Origin of the sequence: Nocardioides dongkuii (assembly GCF_014127485.1) — a bacterium.
GTDB classification, from domain to species: Bacteria; Actinomycetota; Actinomycetes; order Propionibacteriales; family Nocardioidaceae; genus Nocardioides; species Nocardioides dongkuii.
In genome coordinates, this window is sequence record NZ_CP059903.1 from 2,999,041 (window position 1) to 3,018,152 (window position 19,112).

15 protein-coding genes and 1 pseudogene are annotated in these 19,112 nt (G+C 73.5%); 5 read left to right on the plus strand and 11 right to left on the minus strand.

Annotated elements, in window-relative coordinates; genetic code table 11:
- Positions 1 to 62: 62 nt before the first annotated feature.
- Positions 63 to 233, plus strand: a complete 171-nt coding sequence (locus tag H4O22_RS14475) for a hypothetical protein (protein WP_182524079.1) — start codon at positions 63 to 65, stop codon at positions 231 to 233.
- Between the two features lie 10 nt (positions 234 to 243).
- Here H4O22_RS14475 and H4O22_RS14480 read toward each other — a convergent pair whose 3' ends face one another.
- The gene (locus H4O22_RS14480) at positions 244 to 990 is read right to left on the minus strand and encodes a MerR family transcriptional regulator (protein WP_182524080.1); all 747 of its coding nucleotides are present in this window, start codon (positions 988 to 990) and stop codon (positions 244 to 246) included.
- Positions 991 to 996: 6 nt separating this feature from the next.
- Between H4O22_RS14480 and H4O22_RS14485 the strand changes: the two genes are divergently transcribed.
- Both H4O22_RS14485 and H4O22_RS14490 read left to right on the plus strand, forming a co-directional pair.
- The gene (locus tag H4O22_RS14485; RefSeq protein ID WP_220451171.1) at positions 997 to 2,871 is read left to right on the plus strand and encodes a hypothetical protein; all 1,875 of its coding nucleotides are present in this window, start codon (positions 997 to 999) and stop codon (positions 2,869 to 2,871) included.
- Position 2,872: 1 nt separating this feature from the next.
- Complete coding sequence (locus tag H4O22_RS14490) at positions 2,873 to 3,010, plus strand: hypothetical protein (protein ID WP_182524081.1); 138 nt, start codon at positions 2,873 to 2,875, stop codon at positions 3,008 to 3,010.
- A gap of 137 nt (positions 3,011 to 3,147) precedes the next feature.
- Here H4O22_RS14490 and H4O22_RS14495 read toward each other — a convergent pair whose 3' ends face one another.
- Genes H4O22_RS14495 through H4O22_RS14505 form a run of 3 tightly spaced genes read right to left on the minus strand, consistent with a single transcriptional unit; the run spans position 3,148 to position 7,086 of the window.
- Entirely contained in the window at positions 3,148 to 4,575 is a 1,428-nt protein-coding gene (locus tag H4O22_RS14495) for a carboxyl transferase domain-containing protein (protein WP_182524082.1), read from the minus strand.
- The gene (locus H4O22_RS14500) at positions 4,572 to 5,762 is read right to left on the minus strand and encodes a CaiB/BaiF CoA transferase family protein (protein WP_182524083.1); all 1,191 of its coding nucleotides are present in this window, start codon (positions 5,760 to 5,762) and stop codon (positions 4,572 to 4,574) included. The genes H4O22_RS14495 and H4O22_RS14500 overlap by 4 nt, the downstream gene beginning before the upstream one ends.
- A 4-nt stretch (positions 5,763 to 5,766) precedes the next feature.
- The gene (locus H4O22_RS14505; protein ID WP_182524084.1) at positions 5,767 to 7,086 is read right to left on the minus strand and encodes an SLC13 family permease; all 1,320 of its coding nucleotides are present in this window, start codon (positions 7,084 to 7,086) and stop codon (positions 5,767 to 5,769) included.
- 146 nt (positions 7,087 to 7,232) lie between these two features.
- Here H4O22_RS14505 and H4O22_RS20635 point away from each other — a divergent pair, with 146 nt between their 5' ends.
- Positions 7,233 to 7,991, plus strand: a complete 759-nt coding sequence (locus H4O22_RS20635) for a sulfite exporter TauE/SafE family protein (RefSeq protein WP_244962978.1) — start codon at positions 7,233 to 7,235, stop codon at positions 7,989 to 7,991.
- 189 nt (positions 7,992 to 8,180) lie between these two features.
- On the opposite strand, the pseudogene H4O22_RS20640 reads toward H4O22_RS20635, so the two are convergent.
- The 5 genes and pseudogenes from H4O22_RS20640 to H4O22_RS14535 all read right to left on the minus strand — a co-directional run.
- Positions 8,181 to 8,843 (minus strand): annotated as a pseudogene (locus tag H4O22_RS20640) (SDR family NAD(P)-dependent oxidoreductase); the annotation flags it as partial.
- 1 nt (position 8,844) lies between these two features.
- Positions 8,845 to 9,906 carry an ABC transporter permease gene (locus tag H4O22_RS14520; RefSeq protein WP_182524086.1) on the minus strand — a complete coding sequence of 354 codons (1,062 nt, stop codon included), beginning with the start codon at positions 9,904 to 9,906 and terminating at the stop codon, positions 8,845 to 8,847.
- Positions 9,903 to 10,736, minus strand: coding sequence for an ABC transporter ATP-binding protein (locus H4O22_RS14525; RefSeq protein WP_220451172.1), 834 nt, complete (start codon positions 10,734 to 10,736; stop codon positions 9,903 to 9,905). Before H4O22_RS14525 ends, H4O22_RS14520 begins: the two co-directional genes overlap by 4 nt.
- A 32-nt stretch (positions 10,737 to 10,768) precedes the next feature.
- Entirely contained in the window at positions 10,769 to 15,637 is a 4,869-nt protein-coding gene (locus H4O22_RS14530) for an NAD-glutamate dehydrogenase (RefSeq protein WP_182524087.1), read from the minus strand.
- A 207-nt stretch (positions 15,638 to 15,844) separates the two neighbouring features.
- Positions 15,845 to 16,642, minus strand: coding sequence for a tryptophan 2,3-dioxygenase family protein (locus tag H4O22_RS14535; protein WP_182524088.1), 798 nt, complete (start codon positions 16,640 to 16,642; stop codon positions 15,845 to 15,847).
- A gap of 119 nt (positions 16,643 to 16,761) precedes the next feature.
- Here H4O22_RS14535 and H4O22_RS14540 point away from each other — a divergent pair, with 119 nt between their 5' ends.
- Positions 16,762 to 17,244: a DUF2505 domain-containing protein gene (locus H4O22_RS14540; RefSeq protein ID WP_182524089.1), complete on the plus strand. Its 483-nt coding sequence runs from the start codon at positions 16,762 to 16,764 to the stop codon at positions 17,242 to 17,244.
- On the opposite strand, the gene H4O22_RS14545 is transcribed toward H4O22_RS14540, so the two are convergent.
- Both H4O22_RS14545 and pruA read right to left on the minus strand, forming a co-directional pair.
- Positions 17,229 to 17,423, minus strand: a complete 195-nt coding sequence (locus H4O22_RS14545) for a hypothetical protein (RefSeq protein ID WP_182524090.1) — start codon at positions 17,421 to 17,423, stop codon at positions 17,229 to 17,231. The two genes, H4O22_RS14540 and H4O22_RS14545, sit on opposite strands and share 16 nt — an antisense overlap.
- A gap of 5 nt (positions 17,424 to 17,428) precedes the next feature.
- A complete protein-coding gene (pruA, locus tag H4O22_RS14550) occupies positions 17,429 to 19,057 on the minus strand; it encodes an L-glutamate gamma-semialdehyde dehydrogenase (protein WP_182524091.1) in 1,629 nt (542 codons plus the stop codon).
- Positions 19,058 to 19,112: the final 55 nt, after the last annotated feature.

Here is a 19,112-nt window from a genome sequence, read left to right on the forward strand (position 1 = left end):
CGGTCGCGGTCGACCCGGCGGATGTCCCCGCATCCGGGCCGGCGCGGCCCTACGGTCTCCGCATGCCTGAGGAGCACTCCTACTGCCAGCGGTGCTGGGCCGAGGTCCCGGCGGCCTTCGCGGCCCGCCACGAGGCGTGGCACGCGTCCGGCCGTCCCTGGCAGGAGTTCTTCGACGAGCGCGAGCTGGAGCGCTGGTCGGTGCAGCAGCCGGCGCCGACCCGCGTCGGCTGACGCCGAAGACTCAGCCCGCGCCGGGGTCCAGCAGCCCGCGGCCGAGGGTCTGGTCGACCCGCCGCGACATCGCGAGCTCGAACGTCGCGTCCAGCGCCTCGGTGGCCAGGTCGCGCAGCGCGTCGAGCGAGCGCTGGACGTCCGCCCACTGCTCCGGAGGCCGCCCGGAGGCGACGAACGGCTCCCAGACCCGCTCCACGAAGAGCTCCACGTAGATCTTCGCCACCCCGTCGGCGTGCCGGCGGAGCCGACCGAGGAGGTCCAGCGCCTCGGTGGCGGTCAGCTGGAGCGAGCGCATCGCGGCCTCGCCCGCCGCCAGCAGGCGGGGCGCGAGCTCCTCGACCTGGCCGTCCGGGGTCTCGCGCAGCAGGCCGAGGCGGACGGCGGCCTCGACCACCGCGATCGCCTCGTCGTCGCGGACCTGGAACCGCTCGATCAGCTCCTCGACCGTGGTCACCCGCGGGGCGGGGTCCCCGAACATCCCGCGGGCCTGCTGGGTGAACGCGAGCAGCTGCTCGTCGGCGCCGGGATCCTCGTCGAGCATCCGGGCGATCCCGTCGAGCTTCATCCCGGCGGCCCGCAGGTCCTGGATCAGCCGCACCCGGGCGACGTGCTGGGGGCCGTACCAGCCGGTCCGGCCGCGCAGCTCCGGGGGCGGCAGCAGGCCTCGGGACTGGTAGGAGCGCAGCGAGCGCACCGAGACCTGGGTGCGTCGGGACAGCTCCTCGACGACGAAGACCTCGGGCTCCTCGGACACGGTGTGATGTTACCCATTGCGATGTTGCATATTTCGGTGTTACATCAATCCGTGCAAGCAATCTCGATACTCCCCGCCGTCGTCGAGGACCGGCCCGCGGGCGCCGCGTCCCTGGACCAGGTCGCCATCGCTTCCGGCATGGCCCTGGCCCTGACGATCGTGCTCGCCGTCGTCGTCCTCGGCCACCGCTCCGGCCGGCTCAAGGCGCTCGACCGGCTGCTGACCCGCGTGGACCGATCGCCGTGGATGGGCGGGATCGCGGCCTGGGCGAGCATCCCGCTGATGGTGGCGATGGTCTCGCTGATCACCGCGCTGATCGGCATGTACTGGGACATCGCCCTGCACATCGGCGTCGGTCGCGACGAGGGCCCGCTCGCCAACCCCGCGCACTACCCGATCCTGTTCGGTCTCTTCGGCATCTCCGCCGCCGGGGTGCTGGCCTGCGCGCTCCCCCGCCAGGACGAGGTCGGCCCGTCCGGCGTCCGGCTCGCGCCGGGCTGGCGGGCCCCCGCCGGCGGCCTGCTGCTGACCGGCGCCGGCACCTACGCCCTGCTCGGCTTCCCCCTCGACGACGTGTGGCACCGGATCTTCGGCCAGGACGTGACGCTGTGGGGACCCACCCACCTGATGCTCATCGGCGGCGCCGGCCTCTCGCTGGTCGCGATGGCGGTGCTGCTCGAGGAGGGGCGGACCGCCGGCGTACGCAGCGGCCGGCTCGCCGGCTGGACGTCGTACCTGCTCGGTGGCTTCCTGGTCGGCGGCCTGCTGATCGGCACCAGCGTGTTCCAGGCCGAGTTCGACTTCGGCGTCCCGCAGTTCCGGCTGGTGCTCCAGCCGCTGCTGATCGCGGTCGCCGCCGCGTTCAGCCTCGTGGTCGCCCGGCTCTGGGTCGGCCGCGGCGGCGCCCTCGTCGCCGTCGCCTTCTACCTCGCGGTCCGGGGCGGCGTCAGCATCCTGGTCGGCCCGGTGCTCGGCGAGCTGTGGGCCGCCGTGCCGCTCTACGTCGTGGAGGCACTGATCGTGGAGCTGGTCGCGCTGCGCTGGGCGCACCGGCCGCTGCGCGTCGGCGTCGTCAGCGGCGTGCTGATCGGGACGGTCGGGTTCGCGGCGGAGTACGCCTGGACCCAGGCCGCCTTCCGGCTTCCCTGGACCTCCGACATCCTCGTCGAGGGCGTCCTGCTCGCGACGCTGGGCGGGACCGCGGCCGGCCTGCTCGCCGGGATGATGGTGCTGGGGCTGCGCCGCGAGCTCCCGACCCTCCCCCGCCCGCGGCTGCTCTTCGCCGGCGCGCTGCTCGTGATCGCTGGGTGCGTGACCAACGGCGTCATCGCCACCGAGCCCACGGAGCTCACCGCCACGGCGACCGTGACGAGCGACGAGCAGACCGCCGACGGCCGCCAGGTGGAGGCGGAGTTCCGCTTCGACCGCGAGCCGGCCGACGGCGACCCCGCGTGGGTGACCGTGACCGCCTGGCAGGGCGGCGGCGGCGACGGCCTGCACGTCCAGCACCTCGAGGAGGTCTCGCCGGACGTGTGGCGGACCACGGAGCCGTTCCCCGCCGACGGCACCTGGAAGACGATGATCCGCCTGCACGACGGGCGCGACCTCTCCGCGATGCCGCTCTACCTGCCGGAGGACTCCGCGCTCGACGAGCCCGAGATCCCCGTGGCCGAGGAGGCCCGCGCCTTCGACGAGGAGAAGCTCGTCCTGCAGCGCGAGCTCGACGACGACGTCCCCGGCTGGCTCTGGCTGGCCGCCGGCTCGGTCGTGCTGCTCTGCAGCCTGCTGCTGGTCCTCGGCCTCGGCTGGGGCGTCAGCCGGTACGCCCGCGCTCCGCGCCCCGGCGTCGACGCGGACCGTGGCGCGCCCGTGGGGGTGTGACGTGACGCCGCTGCACATGGGCGCGCTGCACGGCGGCGAGGGGTTCCTCGTCCTGGTGATCGCCCTCGGGCCGCTCCTCGTCGCCGTCGGCACCGTCCTGGTGCTGCGGTGGCGCGGCGACGAGGAGCTCGACGGGTAGCGCTCACCCGCCCGCGCCGCCCCGGGACGTCATACGACATGGTCGCCATCACCGCCACGACGTACGACGTCCCGCGGGACGTCAGCCGCTCAGGTCGCGATCACCGCCAACCCGTATGACGTCCCGCAACGCCGGCGTCACCCGCCCGCGCGCAGCTGGTGCCCGATCTCGGCGGCGACCGCGAGCGCGAGGTCGGCGGCGGGCTCGTCGTCGATCTCCGGGACGACGTGCTGGACGGTGCCGGCGGCGAGCAGGTCACGCGCCCGGACCCGCTGGGAGGCCGCCATCTCCGCGGCGTGCGTGGTGTCGCCGTGCACGATCACGCTGGCGCCCTCGGGCGGCAGCGGGGAGAGCCAGGCGTGCTCGGCGGCGACCACGGTGCGGGCGGGGAGCAGTGCGAGCGCCCCGCCGCCGCAGCCCTGGCCGAGCACGACCGACACGGTCGGGACGGTCATCGTGGTGAGCGTCGCGATGCACCGGGCGATCTCGCCCGCGATCGCGCCCTCCTCGGCGCGGGGCGAGAGCTCCGCGCCGGGGGTGTCGATCACCGTCACCAGCGGCAGGCCGAGCTCCTCGGCCAGCCGCATCCCCCGCCGCGCCTCGCGCAGCGCCGCTGGGCCCATCGCGTGCTCGCGGGTCTGGCGGCTGCGGTCCTGCCCGACCAGCACGCAGGGCTGCCCGTCGATCCGGGTCAGCGCGACCACGACCGTCGAGTCGCGCTCGCCCTCGTCGGTGCCGCGCAGCCGCACGGTGCCGGCGGCGCCGTGCCGCAGCAGGTCGCGCACCCCGACCCGGTCCGCGGCGCGGGTGCGCTCGATCGAGTCCCAGGCGGGCAGGTCGCGCGGCTCCCTCGGCGTACGCCGCTCCAGCGTCGGCGCCGTGGGCGGGTCGACGAGCACCCGCAGCGCGGCGTCGACGAGCGCCGGCAGCTCCTCGGGGGTGACCACGCCGTCGATGACGCCCTTGGCGGCGAGGTTCTCCGCGGTCTGGACCCCGGCCGGGAACGGCTCGCCGTTCAGGGCCTCGAAGACCTTGGGCCCCAGGAAGCCGACCAGCGCCTCGGGCTCGGCGACCGTCACGTGGCCCAGCGACCCCCACGAGGCGTAGACGCCGCCGGTGGTCGGGTGCCGGAGGTGGACCAGGTACGGCAGCCCCGCCGCCCGGTGGTCCATCAGCGCCCGGGAGATCTCGACCATCTCCACGAACGCGACCGTGCCCTCCTGCATCCGGGTGCCGCCGGACGCGGTGGTGGCGAGCACCGGGAGCCCGGCCGCGGTCGCGCGGCGCACGGCGGAGGCGATCCGGCGCGCGGAGGCGACCCCGATCGAGCCGGCGAGGAAGCGGAACTCGTTGGCGACCACCGCGACCGGCCGGCCGCGGACCAGCCCGCGGCCGGTGAGCACCGACTCGTCGGTGCCGGCCTTGTCGGCGGCGGCCGCCAGCGCGCGGCGGTACTCCTCGGCGTGGTGGCCGGTGTCGACCGGCTCGTCCCAGGACTCGAAGGAGCCCTCGTCGAGGACCAGGTCGAGCAGGTCCTGCGCGCCCCAGCGTCGCTGACCGCTCACTCCCCCGCCTCCAGCCACGCCCGCACGGACCCGCCGTGCTGGTCGAGCGTCGGTGGCGCCGCGTGCTCGCGCCGGGTGACCTCGGTGCCGTCGGCGTCGAAGAACCGCAGCGGCGGCCCCGGCAGCGTCACCGACCCCAGGGTGGGGTGCTCGACGTCGACCAGCAGCCCCTGGCTGGCGGTCTGGTCCCAGGCGTAGACCTCGTCGAGGGTCCGCACCTTGCCGGCGGGGACGCCGACCTCCGCCAGCCGCGCGAGCAGCGGCTCGGCGTCCCAGTCGGCGAACGCCGCCTCCACGACCCCGATCAGCCGGTCCCGCGCGCCCACCCGCTCCTTGTTCGTCGCCAGCCCGGGCGCCGCGGGATCCAGCCCGAACCCCTCGCACAGCCGCCGCCACAGCCCCTCGCTGCCGACGGCGATCTGCACCGAGCCGTCCCGGCAGCGGAACAGGCCGTACGGCGCGATCGAGGGGTGGTGGTTGCCCTGGGCGCGGCCGACCTCGCCGGCCACCGTCCAGCGGGTGCCCTGGAACGCGTGCACCCCGACCACCGAGGCGAGCAGCGAGGTCCGCACCACGGTGCCGACGCCGGTGCGGGCCCGCTCGTGCAGCGCGGCGAGCACGCCGTACGCGCCGTACATGCCGGAGAGCAGGTCGGCGATCGGCGTCCCCACCCGCTGCGGGTCGTCGGGGCCGGAGCCGGTCAGCGACATCAGCCCCGCCTCGCCCTGGGCGATCTGGTCGTAGCCCGCCCGGCCGCCCTCCGGGCCGTCGTGCCCGAAGCCGGTGATCGAGAGCACCACGAGCCGCGGGTTGCGCGCCTGGAGCTCGGCGATGCCGAGGCCGAGCCGCTCGAGGACGCCGGTGCGGAAGTTCTCGACGAGCACGTCGGCGCGGTCGACGAGCCGGAGCAGCAGGTCGCGGTCGTGCTCGTCCTTGAGGTCGAGCGCGACCGACTCCTTGTTGCGGTTGGCGGAGAGGAAGTACGTCGACTGCTGGTCGTCGTCGGGACCCACGAACGGCGGGCCCCACCCGCGGGTGTCGTCGCCGTGACCGGGCGCCTCCACCTTGACCACGCGCGCGCCGAGGTCGCCCATCATCATCGTGGCGTGCGGCCCGGCGAGCGCGCGGGTGAGGTCGACGACGAGCACGTCGCCCAGCGGCCCGGAGCGTTCGGTCCGGTCGGTCATGGCGTCACCATCCCGGCAGCACGAGGGCTGCCCATACGAGGAGCGGACCGGCGAGGACGACGATCACGCTGTAGGTCAGGATCTGGCGGTAGTACACAGGCTCGGTGATGGTGTCCGGCTTGTTGGCCAGCATGAGAGCACCGTTGGTCGAGAACGGGCTCACGTCCACGATGGTGGACGACACCGCCAGCGCGGCGACGAACAGGCCCGCGCTGATCCCGCCATCGGCGATCAGCGGCAGCCCGATCGGGATGATCACGGGCAGGAGCGCGGTCGAGGAGGCGAACGCCGACACCACCCCGCCGACGTAGCAGAGCACCAGCGCGCCGAGGGCGGCGACGCCGAGGCCGGCGGCCCAGTCGCCGACGAACTCCGGGGAGCCGGCGGTCTCGAGGATGGTGGCGTAGGTGCTGATGCCCGCGACCAGCAGCACGGTCGGCCAGGCGACCTGCTTGATCGCGTCCTTGTGCTCGTTCGGGGAGAGCATCGCGAGCACGACCGCCGCGGTGATGGAGACGAAGCCGATGTTCTTGTCGTAGGCCAGCGCGATCCCCGCGACGGCGACGAAGGCGACCAGGGTGAGCACCTGGTCGCGACGTACGCCGAGGGCCTGGGTCCCGGTCGGGGCGGTGGCGCCCATGCCGCGGGCGGGGACCGTGGCGCCGCCGCGGTGCAGGTCCTCGTCGAGGGTGTCGGGGTCGTCGGCGTCGATGCGCACGCCCATCAGCTCACGCCCACCGAGCAGGACGAAGAGGATCCCGGCCATCAGCAGGTTGACCACCAGGCTGGCCAGGAAGATCGTCAGCTCGCTGTTGGGCAGCCCCGCGTCGTCCATCACCGAGTTGGTCAGCGAGCCGTAGATGCTGATCGGCGAGAAACCGCCGCCCTGGGCCCCGTGGACGACGAACATGCCCATCATCAGCGGGTTGATGCCGTAGCGCCCGGCGAAGCCGAGGGCGATCGGGCCGATGATCGCGCACGCCGCCGGGCTCACGGCACCGACGCCGGTGAGCACCGCGGTCACGCCGAACATCACCCACGGGATCAGCACGACCCGGCCGCCGACCGCCTTGACCGCGGTCCGCACGATCAGGTCGACGGTGCCGTTGTTGCGGGCGATGGCGAACAGGTAGGTGACCCCCACGATCGTCAGGATCAGGTCACCGCTGATGCCGGAGATGATCTCCTTCTCGTCGAGGTCGAGGGAGTACATCCCGACCAGCCACGCCGCCACGAAGGCGAGCGCGCCCATGTTGATCGGCAGCACCGTGCCGATGACGAACAGGGCGACCAACGCGATGATCGCCACCCATTCCGGTCCCATGATCCGTCCTTCCCGGAGCGCCGCGGCCGAGCCCGGAGTGACCCCGGTCACGCGGCTGGCTCAGGGGCAAGCCGACGGCCCCGCGGGCCTGCTGTCAATAGGATGGCGGCCGTGAGGATCGAGAGCGCGCTCCGCGAGCCTGCCGGGTGAGCGGCCTCGAGCAGCTCGCGGTCCTCGCTGCCGGCCTCGCGGCCGGCGTCCTGACGTCCACGATCGGGGTCGCCTCGCTGCTGAGCTTCCCGGTGCTGGTCGCCGTCGGCCTGCCCCCGGTCGTCGCCAACGTCTCCAACACCGTCGGGCTCGCCCCCGGCGGGCTGAGCGGCTCGTTCGGCTACCGCAGCGAGCTGCGCGAGCACCCCCGCGTGGCGCTGGTGGTGCTGCTGACCTGCGCCGCCGGGTCGGTGCTCGGCACCGCGCTGCTGCTCGGGCTGCCCGCCGACGTCTTCGAGACCGTGGTCCCGTTCCTGATCCTCGGCACCTGCCTGCTGGTCGGCGTCCAGCCGACGATCAGCCGCCTGCTCCGCCGCGGCCAGGAGGAGCGGGCCGCCCGCCACCACCTCTCCCCCGTCACCACGTTCTTCGCGACCCTCGTCGGCGTGTACGGCGGCTACTTCGGCGCCGGCAGCGGGGTGATGATGGTGGCGGTGCTCGGCTTCGGCACCGACCTCGAACTGCGGGTCGTGAACGGCCTCAAGACGCTGGCGGTCGGCGCCGGCAACGTCGTCGCCTCGATGGTCTTCATCGCCGTCGCCGACGTCGCCTGGTCAGCGGTGGTGCTGCTCGCGGCCGGCTCGCTCGTCGGCGGGTACGCCGGCGCCCGCGTCGGCCGTCGCCTGCCGCCCACGCTGTTCCGGGTGCTGGTCGTGGTCGCCGGCGTCTCGGCCGCGGCCACGATGCTCGCCTGACGCGGCCCGCGAGTCGGGGAACCGGCGGTCGAACCGCGAGAACAGCGCGTCGCTGAGCCGCGGCGCCGCGATGTTCAGCACCTCGCCGACCCGGCCGGCGACGGTGTCGACCGTGACCGGGCGCTCCTCGAGGGCGCGCACCACCCGTGCGGCGGCCTGCTCGGCGCTGATCCCGCGGTCGGCGTACGCCTCGGTCGGCGCGGTCATCGCCGTCCGCACCAGCGCGAACCGCATGTTCGTGAACGTCACGCCGTCGGCGTACGTCTCGCGGCCGGCGATCCGGCTCCAGGTGTCCAGCGCGGTCTTGGAGGCGATGTACGCCGAGAACTTCGGCGCCTTCATCTGCACCCCCCAGGTCACGACGTTCACGACGTGCCCCGAGCCCTGGGCGCGCATGGCCGGCAGCAGCCCGAGCGTCAGCCGCACCGGCCCGAGGAAGTTGACCGCCAGCGAGCGCTCCACGTCGTGGAACCGGTCGTAGGACAGGTGCAGCGAGCGCCGGATCGAGCGGCCGGCGTTGTTGACCAGGTGGTCGACGGAGCCGTGCTCGGCCAGCACCCGCGTGACCAGCGCGTCGACCGCGTCGCCGTCGGTCAGGTCGCAGGCGTACGCCGCGGCGCGGCCGCCGCCGTCCTCGATCGCGCGCCGCACCCGCTCGAGCTCCTCGGCCCGGCGCGCGACGAGCAGCACCGTCGCTCCCAGCGCCGCCACCGCCCGCGCGGTCGCCTCGCCGATGCCGGAGCTGGCACCCGTCACCAGCACGGTGCGCCCCGCGAGCGGGCTCGGCGCGCCGGTCAGCGGGCGCAGCAGCCGGCGCACCCGGGCGGCCGGGGTCGTCCAGAGCAGGCTCACCTCAGCTCGTCTCCCACCGGAACAGGCGCGCGGCGAGCAGGGTGACCACGACGGCGAAGACCGCCAGGATCGCCATCGGCGCCAGCGCCGAGGACGGCCCCTCCCCGCGGACCATCACGTCGAGCATGCCCTCGTTGAGGTGCTTGAGCGGGAGCACGTCGGAGACCGCCCGGAGCCAGGCGGGCGCCGCGTCGAGCGAGAAGAACGACCCGCTGAGGAACGCCATCGGGAGCACCACGAAGTTCGCCGCGTTCACGGCGCCCTCGGTGGTGGTGGTGACCGCGCCCGCGAGCAGCCCGAGCGCCATGAAGCACAGCGTGCCGACCACGATCAGCGGCACCGCCATCCACCACGAGCCGGTCAGCGAGAGCCCGAACGCGACCGCGCCGAGGCCCACGAAGATCGCCATCTGCACCAGCGCGATCAGCAGCGTCACCGCGATCCGCGCGGCCACGACCGTGCGCGCCGAGACCGGCGCGAGCTGGAGGCGGCGCAGCAGCTTGGACTCGCGCCACCCCTGCAGCGTCGCCGCGGCGCCGAACGCGGCGCTCATCGCGATCGCCCACCCGAGCAGGCCCGGGGTGACGAACTGGATCGAGGTCAGCGACTCGTCCTCGACTGGCTCGGTCTCCAGCGCGAACCGCGGCGGCTCCCCGGAGAGGGCGACGTTCGTGCCGTCGACGAAGGCACGCAGCGCGCCCTGGGTCACGGCCGCCCGGACCTGGTCGGTCTGGGTGTAGTGGGCGACGAGGGTGTCCCCGCGCATCTCGATCGCCACGTCGGCGTCGCCCTTGCGGACCTCCGCGAGCGCGGCGTCCAGGTCGTCGGACTTCTCGACCTCGAAGGTCTCCTCGAACGCGGCGCGCCCGTCGTCCGGCATCTCCTCGAGCAGCGCCACGTCGCCGACCTGGACCAGCTCGACGCGCGGCTGGCCCTGGTCGGCGAAGAGCCCGCCGAAGAGCACCAGGAACATCAGCGGGAAGACCAGGGAGAAGAACACCGACGCGCGGTCGCGGACGAAGCCGCGCACGATGGCCAGGGAGACCGCCACGAACGGGCTCATGCGCGGTACTCCCGCCCGGTGAGCTGGAGGAAGACGTCCTCGAGGGTGCCGGTCTGCACCTGGACGCCGTCGAGGCGGCCCGCGCCGGCCAGCCGCGCCAGCTCGGCGGCCGGGTCGCGCGTGGTCAGCACCTCGCCGTCGGCGAGGGTGATCCGGGTCGCGGCGTCCAGGCCGCGCACCAGCGCCGCGGGGGTGTCCAGGCGCAGCACCCGGCCGGCGTCCATGATCGCGACCCGGTCGCAGAGCGCCTCCGCCTCGTCCATGTGGTGGGTGGTGAGCACGACCGTGCGGCCGGCCTCGTTGATGCCCGAGAGCAGGTCCCACAGGTTGCGGCGGGCCTGGGGGTCCAGCGACGCGGTCGGCTCGTCGAGGAAGACCAGCTCGGGGTCGTGCACCAGCGCGCACGCGATCGAGAGGCGCTGGGCCTGGCCGCCGGACAGGTCCTCGACACGCGTGTCGGCCTTGTCGACCAGCCCCACCTGCTCCAGCCACTCGTCCGCGGCCCGCGCCGGCACGCCGTACAGGGCGGCGAAGGTGCGGATCTGCTCGCGGGCGGTGAGCCGCTCGAAGAACGACGAGGCCTGCAGCTGGACGCCGATCCGCGGGAGCAGCGCGGGGTTGCGCGGCCAGGCGGGCAGGCCGAGCACGGTGGCGCTGCCGGAGTCCGGTCGGCGCAGGCCCTCGACCATCTCCAGCAGGGTGGTCTTGCCGGCGCCGTTCGGGCCGAGGACCCCGACGAACTCGCCCTCCGCGACCTCGAGCGTGACCCCGTCGACCGCCCGCAGGTCGCCGTACGTCTTGGTCAGGTCGACGACCTCGATGGCTGGCACGCGCAGACCCTACTGGTCCGCGCGGGCCGGCGTCAGCGAGCCGACAGCAGTCCCCGGACCACCCGCAGGCCCACCGACAGCCGGGCCAGGTCGGCCTGGTCGTCGGCGCAGATCTCCTCCAGCGTGGTGGCGGCCCGGGCGACCGCGACGGTGTCGCCGTCCTCCCAGCTGGCGATCCGGGCGGGGGCGGACTCGTCGTCGGAGGTCGCCCGCAGCGCCTGGGCGGTCAGCTCGGAGTGCACGCCGTGCAGGTCGTCGCGCAGCGCGGCGCGCGCCATCGTCTGCCACCGGTCCTGGCGCGGGAGCGCGAGGATCCGCTGCACCATCCCCGGCAGCCCGAGCCGCTCCCCCAGCGCGAAGTGCACGCGCGCGACGTCGCGGGGGTCGCGGCCCTCGCGCACGGCGTTCTCGACGATGCCGAGGAGCATGTACGCCGGGGGCAGCACCGCGACCCGGGACGCGAGGTCCTCGGGCACCTGCTGCCCGACGAGCCGGTCGCGCCGGGCCTGGTACGACGCGAGCTCGCGGCCGATCATCAGGTCCGGCAGCTCGGCCATCACGGCCTGCACCGGTCCCGCGAAGTGGTCGACGGTCGCCCGGCTGTCCAGCGGCGGGCGCCGGTTGGTGACCAGCCAGCGCGAGGCGCGCTCGACCAGGGTGCGCATCTCCAGCCGCATCCGGGTCTGCACGACCGCCGGCAGCCGGTTGTCGAACGACGCGACCTCCTCGCGCAGCGGCAGCGACCCGAAGATCTCCCGCGCGACGAAGTTGGCCCGGGTCAGCTCGGGGGCGTCCGCCCCGGTCTCGCCCGACAGCCGCGGCCAGAAGGTGATGCCGGCGCCGTTGACCAGGTCGTTGACCACCTGGGTCACGATGATCTCGCGGCGGAGCGGGTGCGCCTCGATCTGCGCGGCGAACCCCTCGCGCACCGGCCCCGGGAAGTACCCCTTGAGGTCCAGGTCGAGGTAGGGGTCGTCGGACAGGTCGGTCGCGAGCAGCTCGTCGGCCAGCACGATCTTGGTCCAGGCCATCAGCACCGAGAGCTCCGGCGCGGTGAGGCCCTCGCCGCGGTCGAGCCGCCGGCGCACCTCGCGGCTGTCCGGCAGGCCCTCGATCTCGCGGTCCAGCACGCCCTCGGACTCCAGGCGCTTCATGAAGTCCTCGTGCACGTGCAGCAGCGAGGCCGAGTGGTCCAGGGCGTTGGCCAGGGCGAGGTTCTGCTCGTAGTTGTCGCGCAGCACCAGGCCCGCGACCTCGTCGGTCATCTCCGCGAGCAGCAGGTTGCGCTGCTTGGTGGTCAGGTCGCCGTCGCGGACCACGCGGTCCAGCAGCACCTTGAGGTTGACCTCGTGGTCGGAGGTGTCGACGCCGGCGGAGTTGTCGATGAAGTCGGTGTTGATCCGGCCGCCGTCCCCGCCGCAGCCCTGCAGCGCGTACTCGATCCGGCCCGCCTGCGTGAACCCGAGGTTGCCGCCCTCGCCGACGCACGCCGCCCGGAGGTCGGCCCCGTCGACCCGGATCGGGTCGTTGGCCTTGTCCCCGGCGTCGCCGTGGGTCTCGGCGCTGCCCTTGACGTAGGTGCCGATGCCGCCGTTCCAGAGCAGGTCGACCGGCGCCGTGAGGATCGCCCGCATCAGCTCGGCCGGGGTCATCGAGGCGACGCCGTCGGCGACGCCGAGCGCGGCGCGCACCGGCTCGGTGATCGCGATCTTCTTCAGCGCGCGGGAGTGCACGCCGCCGCCCTCGGAGATCAGCGCGCGGTCGTAGTCCTGCCAGCTCGACCGCGGCAGCTCGAAGAGCCGCCGGCGCTCGGCGTACGACGTGGCGGCGACGGGGTGCGGGTCGAGGAAGATGTCGCGGTGGTCGAACGCGGCCACCAGCCGGATGTGCTCCGAGCAGAGCATGCCGTTGCCGAACACGTCGCCGGACATGTCGCCGATGCCGACCGCGGTGAAGTCCTCGGCCTGGCTGTCGATGCCGCGCTCGCGGAAGTGCCGCTGCACCGAGACCCAGGCGCCGCGGGCGGTGATGCCCATCGCCTTGTGGTCGTAGCCGACCGACCCGCCGCTGGCGAAGGCGTCGCCCAGCCAGAAGCCGTAGTCGCCGGCGACCTCGTTGGCGATGTCGGAGAACGTCGCGGTGCCCTTGTCGGCGGCGACCACCAGGTAGGAGTCGTCGCCGTCGTGGCGGACGACGTCCGCCGGCGGCACGGTCGTGCCCTCGACGAGGTTGTCGGTGAGGTCGAGCAGCCCGCAGATGAACGTGCGGTAGCAGGCCACCCCCTCCGCCATCCAGGCGTCCCGGTCGCCGGAGTCCGGGAGGGCCTTGGCGTAGAAGCCGCCCTTCGCGCCGACCGGCACGATGACGGTGTTCTTCACCATCTGCGCCTTGACCAGGCCGAGCACCTCGGTGCGGAAGTCGTCGCGCCGGTCCGACCAGCGCAGGCCGCCGCGTGCGACCGACCCGAAGCGCAGGTGCACGCCCTCCACGCGGGGGCTGTAGACGAAGATCTCGAACTTCGGCCGCGGGTCGGGCAGGTCGGGGATCGCCGACGGGTCCAGCTTGAGGCTGATGTACGGCTTCGGCCGCCCCTCGATGCTCTGGAAGTAGTTGGTGCGCAGCGTCGCCCGCACGTGGGTGAGGTAGGAGCGCAGGATCCGGTCGTGGTCGAGGCTCACGACGTCGTCGAGGGCGCGCTCGATCCGGCGCTCGAGCTCCGTGACGCGGAGGGTGCGCTCCTCGGCGTCGGCGGCGACGTGGTCGGCGCCCGGGTCGAAGCGGGCCTCGAAGAGCCGCACCAGCAGCCGGGTGATGTCGACGTTCGCGCGCAGCGCCGTCTCGATCGAGTCCAGCGCGAACGGCGAGCCGCCCTGCCGCATGTACTTGGCGTAGGCCCGCAGCACCGTCGCCTGCCGCCAGGTCAGGCCGGCGCCGAGCACCAGGGCGTTGAAGCCGTCGATCTCGTTGAAGCCGTCCCAGACCGCGTGCAGCGCGTCCTGGAACAGCCCGCGGGACTCGGCGGGCAGGCTCTGCCCGGAGCGCAGGCCGAACTCGTAGACGTAGCAGCGCCGGCCGAGGCCGGCGAGCTCGTAGGGCCGCTCGTCGATGACCTCGACGCCCATCGAGGACAGCATCGGCAGCACCGCGGACAGCGAGAGCGGCTCGCCCACCCGGTACACCTTGAGCCGGGCCTCGCCGCGGCCGGCGTCCAGCTGCTCGTAGAGGGACAGGTCGATCCCGTCGGTGCCCTCGATGCCCTCCAGCCGGCCGAGGTCGACCGACGCGGTGCGCGGCGCGAAGTCCTCCTTGTACGCCTCCGGCCAGGCGTCGACGTACCGCCGGCCGAGCTCGGCGCCGAGCTCCTCGCCGTGCTCGGTGATCACCGCGCTGACGAAGTCGTCGCGCCAGGACCGCGAGGCGTCGCCGAGCCGCCGCTCGAGGTCGACGGTGTCCACGTCGGGGATCTCGGTGCCCGAGGGCAGGTGCACCACGAAGTGGACGCGCGCGGTCGTCGACTCGTTGATGCGGACCGTGAACTCCACCGACTCCGCGCCGAGCCGCTCCTGGAGGATCCGCGCGAACCGCTCGCGGACGCTGGTGTTGTAGCGGTCCCGCGGCAGGTAGACCAGCACCGAGACGTAGCGCCCGTAGGTGTCGCGCCGGATGATCACGCGGACGGCGCGGCGCTCGCTCGCGTGCATCGCCGCCTCGGCCATCGGCGCGAGCTCCTCGACGGGCGTGTGGAAGAGCTCGTCGCGCGGGTAGGTCTCCAGGGTGTCCATCAGCGCGCGGCCGGCGTAGCTGCGCGGGTCGTAGCCGCTGCGCTTGAGGACGGCGGCCGCCCGCTCGCGCAGCAGCGGGATCCGGGTCAGCGACTCGGCGTACGCCGTGCTGGAGAGCAGCCCCAGGAACCGCCGCTCGCCGGTGACCCGGCCCGCGGCGTCGAACGTCTTCACGCCGACGTAGTCCAGGTACGCCGGACGGTGCACGGTCGCCCGCGAGTTCGCCTTGGCGAGCACCAGCAGCGTCTCCTCGCGGGCCTTGGCGCGGACCTTCTCGGGCAGCCGGGTGCCGACCGACAGGTCGGGGTCGTCGCGCAGGATGCCGAGGCCGGTGCCGGCGACGGCGCGCAGGTGGTCGTCGTCGGTGAGCTGGTACTCGCGGTAGCCCAGGAACGTGAAGTGCTCCTCGGCCAGCCAGCCCAGCAGCTCGCGGGTCTGGCGCACCTCCTCGGCGTCGATGCCGGCCGGTGGCTCCGTGCCGAGCTCCTCGACGATCTCGAGCATCCGGCCGCGGGTGCGGTGCCAGTCCTCGGTCGCCTCGCGGACGTCGCGGAGCACCTGGTGGATCTGCTCGACGATCGCGTCGAGGTCGGCGGCCTCGGGGACCCGCCCGACCTCCACGTGCATCCACGACTCCCGGACCGCGCCGTCGTGGGGGTCCACGGCGCCGTCGTCGACGACGTGCACCGCCCGGAGCGCGCCGGTGATGTCGCGCTCGACGTCGAAGTGGGGGTGGATGACCACGTGCACGTCGCGCAGCTGGCGCGAGAGCTCCATGGTCAGCGAGTCGACGAGGAACGGCATGTCGTCGACGACGACCTCGACCACGGAGTGCCCGTTGGCCGACCAGCCGAGCTCGGCGAGGGTGGGCGTCAGCACCCGGACGCTGGCGGTCCCCTGCGGGCGCTCCTGCGCGAGCCGGTAGTGCGACGCGAAGGCGCCGTACAGGTCGACGTCGTTGCGGTCGGCCAGGTCCTCGGCCGCGACGTGGCGGTAGTAGGCGCGCAGCAGCTGGCCCACCTGGTCGTGCGGCGGGCCCCCCGACCCGGTCCCGGACCGCGCCAGCGCGGTCGCCTTCTCGAGGAGCTCGGACTTGTCCACCTGCGTCGCCGTTGACACCCCCCGACCCTAGGCCGGTGTGCCACGGGTCACCAACCCGGGCCTCCCCGCCTCCCGGTGGTTGAGCAGCGAAGGCGCCCTGGCGCCTGAGCGTGTCGAAACCCGGTGGGTCGACGGTGGTCACGGTCGGTTCGCAGGCTGCGGGGGTTTCGACACGCTCGTCGCTGGCGCTCCTCGCTGCTCAACCACCGAGGGCTCAACCACCGCTCAGAGGGCGGAGCGCAGCTCCCAGAGCACCGGGAAGTACCGCAGCGGCACCCGCGAGCGGAGGTACGCCGACCCGCTGGACCCGCCGGTGCCGGACTTGTCGCCGATCATCCGCTCGACCATCACCACGTGCCGCGCCCGCCAGCCCGCGGCGAGCTCGTCGTGCTGCAGCAGCGCCTCCGCGAGCGCCCAGACCACGGCGTACTGCGAGCGGTCGTGGGCGACGGCCCGCAGCGAGGCCGCCGCCTCCTCGTCGGTGCCGGCCGCCAGACCGTGCCCGCGCAGCACCGCGAGGAGCGCGTCCCACAGCGTCGGCTCGGCCAGTCGCCGCTCGAGCCGGGCGCGTTCGACGTCGGTGATGCCGCGGAAGCGCTCGAGGTACGCCGGGTCCCGGGCGCCGGAGAGGAACTCCAGCTCCCGGAACTGCACCGACTGGAACCCGCTCGCGGGGGCCAGCTGCTGGCGGAACTGCAGGAAGTCCTGCGGGGTCATCGTCTCCAGCACGTCGACCTGCTGGACCAGGGTGCGCTCGATGACGTGCACCCGCTGCAGCAGGTGCTGGGCCCACCAGAGCCGCTCCCCCTCCAGCATCGCGTCGCGCGCCGCGGTCACCTCGTGCAGCAGCTGCTTGAACCACAGCTCGTAGACCTGGTGGATCGTGATGAACAGCAGCTCGTCGTGGGCGGCCGGGTCCGACTCCAGGTGCTGGGCGTCGAGCAGCTGGGGCAGCCGCAGGTAGCTGCCGTAGGTCAGCTGCGCGCCCTGCTCACCGAACGAGACGAAGCCCTCATCGCTCATGTCCGCACCGTAGACCCGGAACCTGGGCGGGCCGGGTCCCCGCGAGGATGCCCCGAGCAGGACCCGGCGGATCGGGTACACGCGAGTCGCCGGACGGACACGACCCACGGGAGCGTTTGATGAGCAAGAAGATCCACCACGAGCTGACCTACGACGCGCCGGCGGCCGCCGTCGCCGCGATGCTGGGCGATGCCGACTTCCGCGAGGAGGTGTGCCGGCGGCAGGGCGTGCTGCGCCAGACCGTCACGGTCACCCCGTCCGGCGCGGGCAAGGAGGTCGTCATCGACCAGTTCCAGCCCGCCGACGGGCTGCCGTCGTTCGCGAAGAAGCTGGTCGGCGACGAGATCCACATCGTCCAGAAGGAGACCTGGTCCGACGGCGAGCGTGCCGACGTCGTCGTCACGATCCCCGGCAAGCCCGGCGACATGACCGGCACCATCCGGCTCGAGGAGTCCGAGGGTCGCACCACCGAGGTGATCGACCTCGAGATCAAGGTTGGGATCCCGCTGGTCGGCGGCAAGGTCGAGGGCCTGATCGGCGAGATGCTGATCAAGTCGCTGCGCAACGAGAACGAGACCGGGCGCGACTACCTCTCGCGCTGACCGTCCGCGGGGCCGACCTGCGGGTCGGCCCCCGGGTCCGCCGGCGGCTCCTCGGCGTCCTCGTGCCGGCGGCGGACCAGCACCACGATCGCGAGCACGACGAACGGCCCGAAGGCCAGCAGCGCCGTGAGCGCCTGCTCCACCGGGTGCAGCGCACCCATGTGCCAGGGCAGCAGCATGGCGCTCAGCCCATGTAGGGGTAGCGGTAGTCGGTCGGCGGCACGAACGTCTCCTTGATCGACCGCGGCGAGGTCCAGCGCTGCAGGTTGATCGCCGCGCCCGCCTTGTCGTTGGTGCCCGACGCCCGGCCGCCGCCGAACGGCTGCTGCCCGACGACCGCGCCGGTGGGCTTGTCGTTGACGTAGAAGTTGCCCGCGGCGAACCGCAGCTCCTCGCTCGCCCACGTGATCGCCCGCCGGTCGCGGGCGATCACCGCACCCGTGAGGGCGTACGGCGCGGCGCTCTCCAGCTGGCGGGCCACCCGCTCGAAGTCCTCGTCGTCGTAGACGTGCAGCGCGAGGATCGGGCCGAAGTACTCGGTCGAGAACATCTCGTCGGTCGGGTCGCCGCCCTCGACGACCGTCGGGCGCACGAAGTAGCCGGTCGAGTCGTCGACCTGGCCGCCGGCGAGGATCTCGAGCCCGTCGGTGGCCCGGGCGCGCTCGATCGCGACCCGGTGCTTGTCGAAGGCGCGGCGGTCGATGACGGCGCCCATGAAGTTGGTCAGGTCGGTGACGTCGCCGACGGCGATCGACTCGACCTCGGCGAGGAAGTCGTCGCGCATCCGGTCCCAGACCGAGCGGGCGACGTACGCGCGCGAGGCCGCCGAGCACTTCTGGCCCTGGAACTCGAACGCGCCACGGATCAGCGCGGTGCGCACGACGTCGGGGTCGGCGGAGGGGTGCGCGAGCACGAAGTCCTTGCCGCCGGTCTCGCCGACGATCCGCGGGTAGGAGCGGTAGGAGGCGATGTTCTCGCCGACCGTGCGCCACAGGTGCTGGAACGTCGGCGTGGAGCCGGTGAAGTGGATGCCGGCGAGGTCGGGGCTGGCGAGCGCGACCTCCGAGACGGCGAGCCCGTCGCCGGGGAGCATGTTGATCACGCCCGGCGGCATGCCGGCCTCCTCGAGCAGCTCCATCGTCAGCGACGCCGCGAGCTGCTGGGTGGGCGAGGGCTTCCAGATCACCGTGTTGCCCATCAGGGCCGGCGCGGTCGGCAGGTTGCCCGCGATCGCGGTGAAGTTGAACGGCGTGATCGCGTAGACGAAGCCCTCGAGCGGGCGGTGGTCGGTGCGGTTCCAGATGCCGGGGCTGTTCGCGATCGGCTGGTCGGTGAGGATCTGCTTGGCGTAGTGGGCGTTGAAGCGCCAGAAGTCGATGAGCTCGCAGGCGCTGTCGATCTCGGCCTGGAACGCCGTCTTGGACTGCCCCAGCATGGTGGCGGCGTTGATCCGCTGGCGCCACGGGCCGGCGAGCAGGTCGGCCGCGCGCAGCAGCACCGCGCAGCGCTCGTCCATCGGCAGCGAGCGCCACCCGGGGGCCGCGTCCGCCGCCGCCTCGACCGCCGCCTCGGCGTCCGCCTTCGTCGTGCCGCGGAAGGTGCCGAGCACGTGCTGGTGGTCGTGCGGCTGGACGACCTGCGTCTCCTCGCCGCCGCCCTCGGTCCACGCGCCGCCGATGTGGGCGCGGAGGTCCTGCGGAGCGCTCTCGAGCCGCTCCACCTCGGCCAGCAGCGCGTCGCGCTCGGGGCTGCCCGGGGCGTAGGTCAGGGTGGGCTCGTTGGTGGGAGCCGGCGGGAACGAGATCGCGTCCATGCCGCGACTCTCTCACCCGATCCACGGCGGCTCCAAAGCCGCCCGGGGCGGGCTC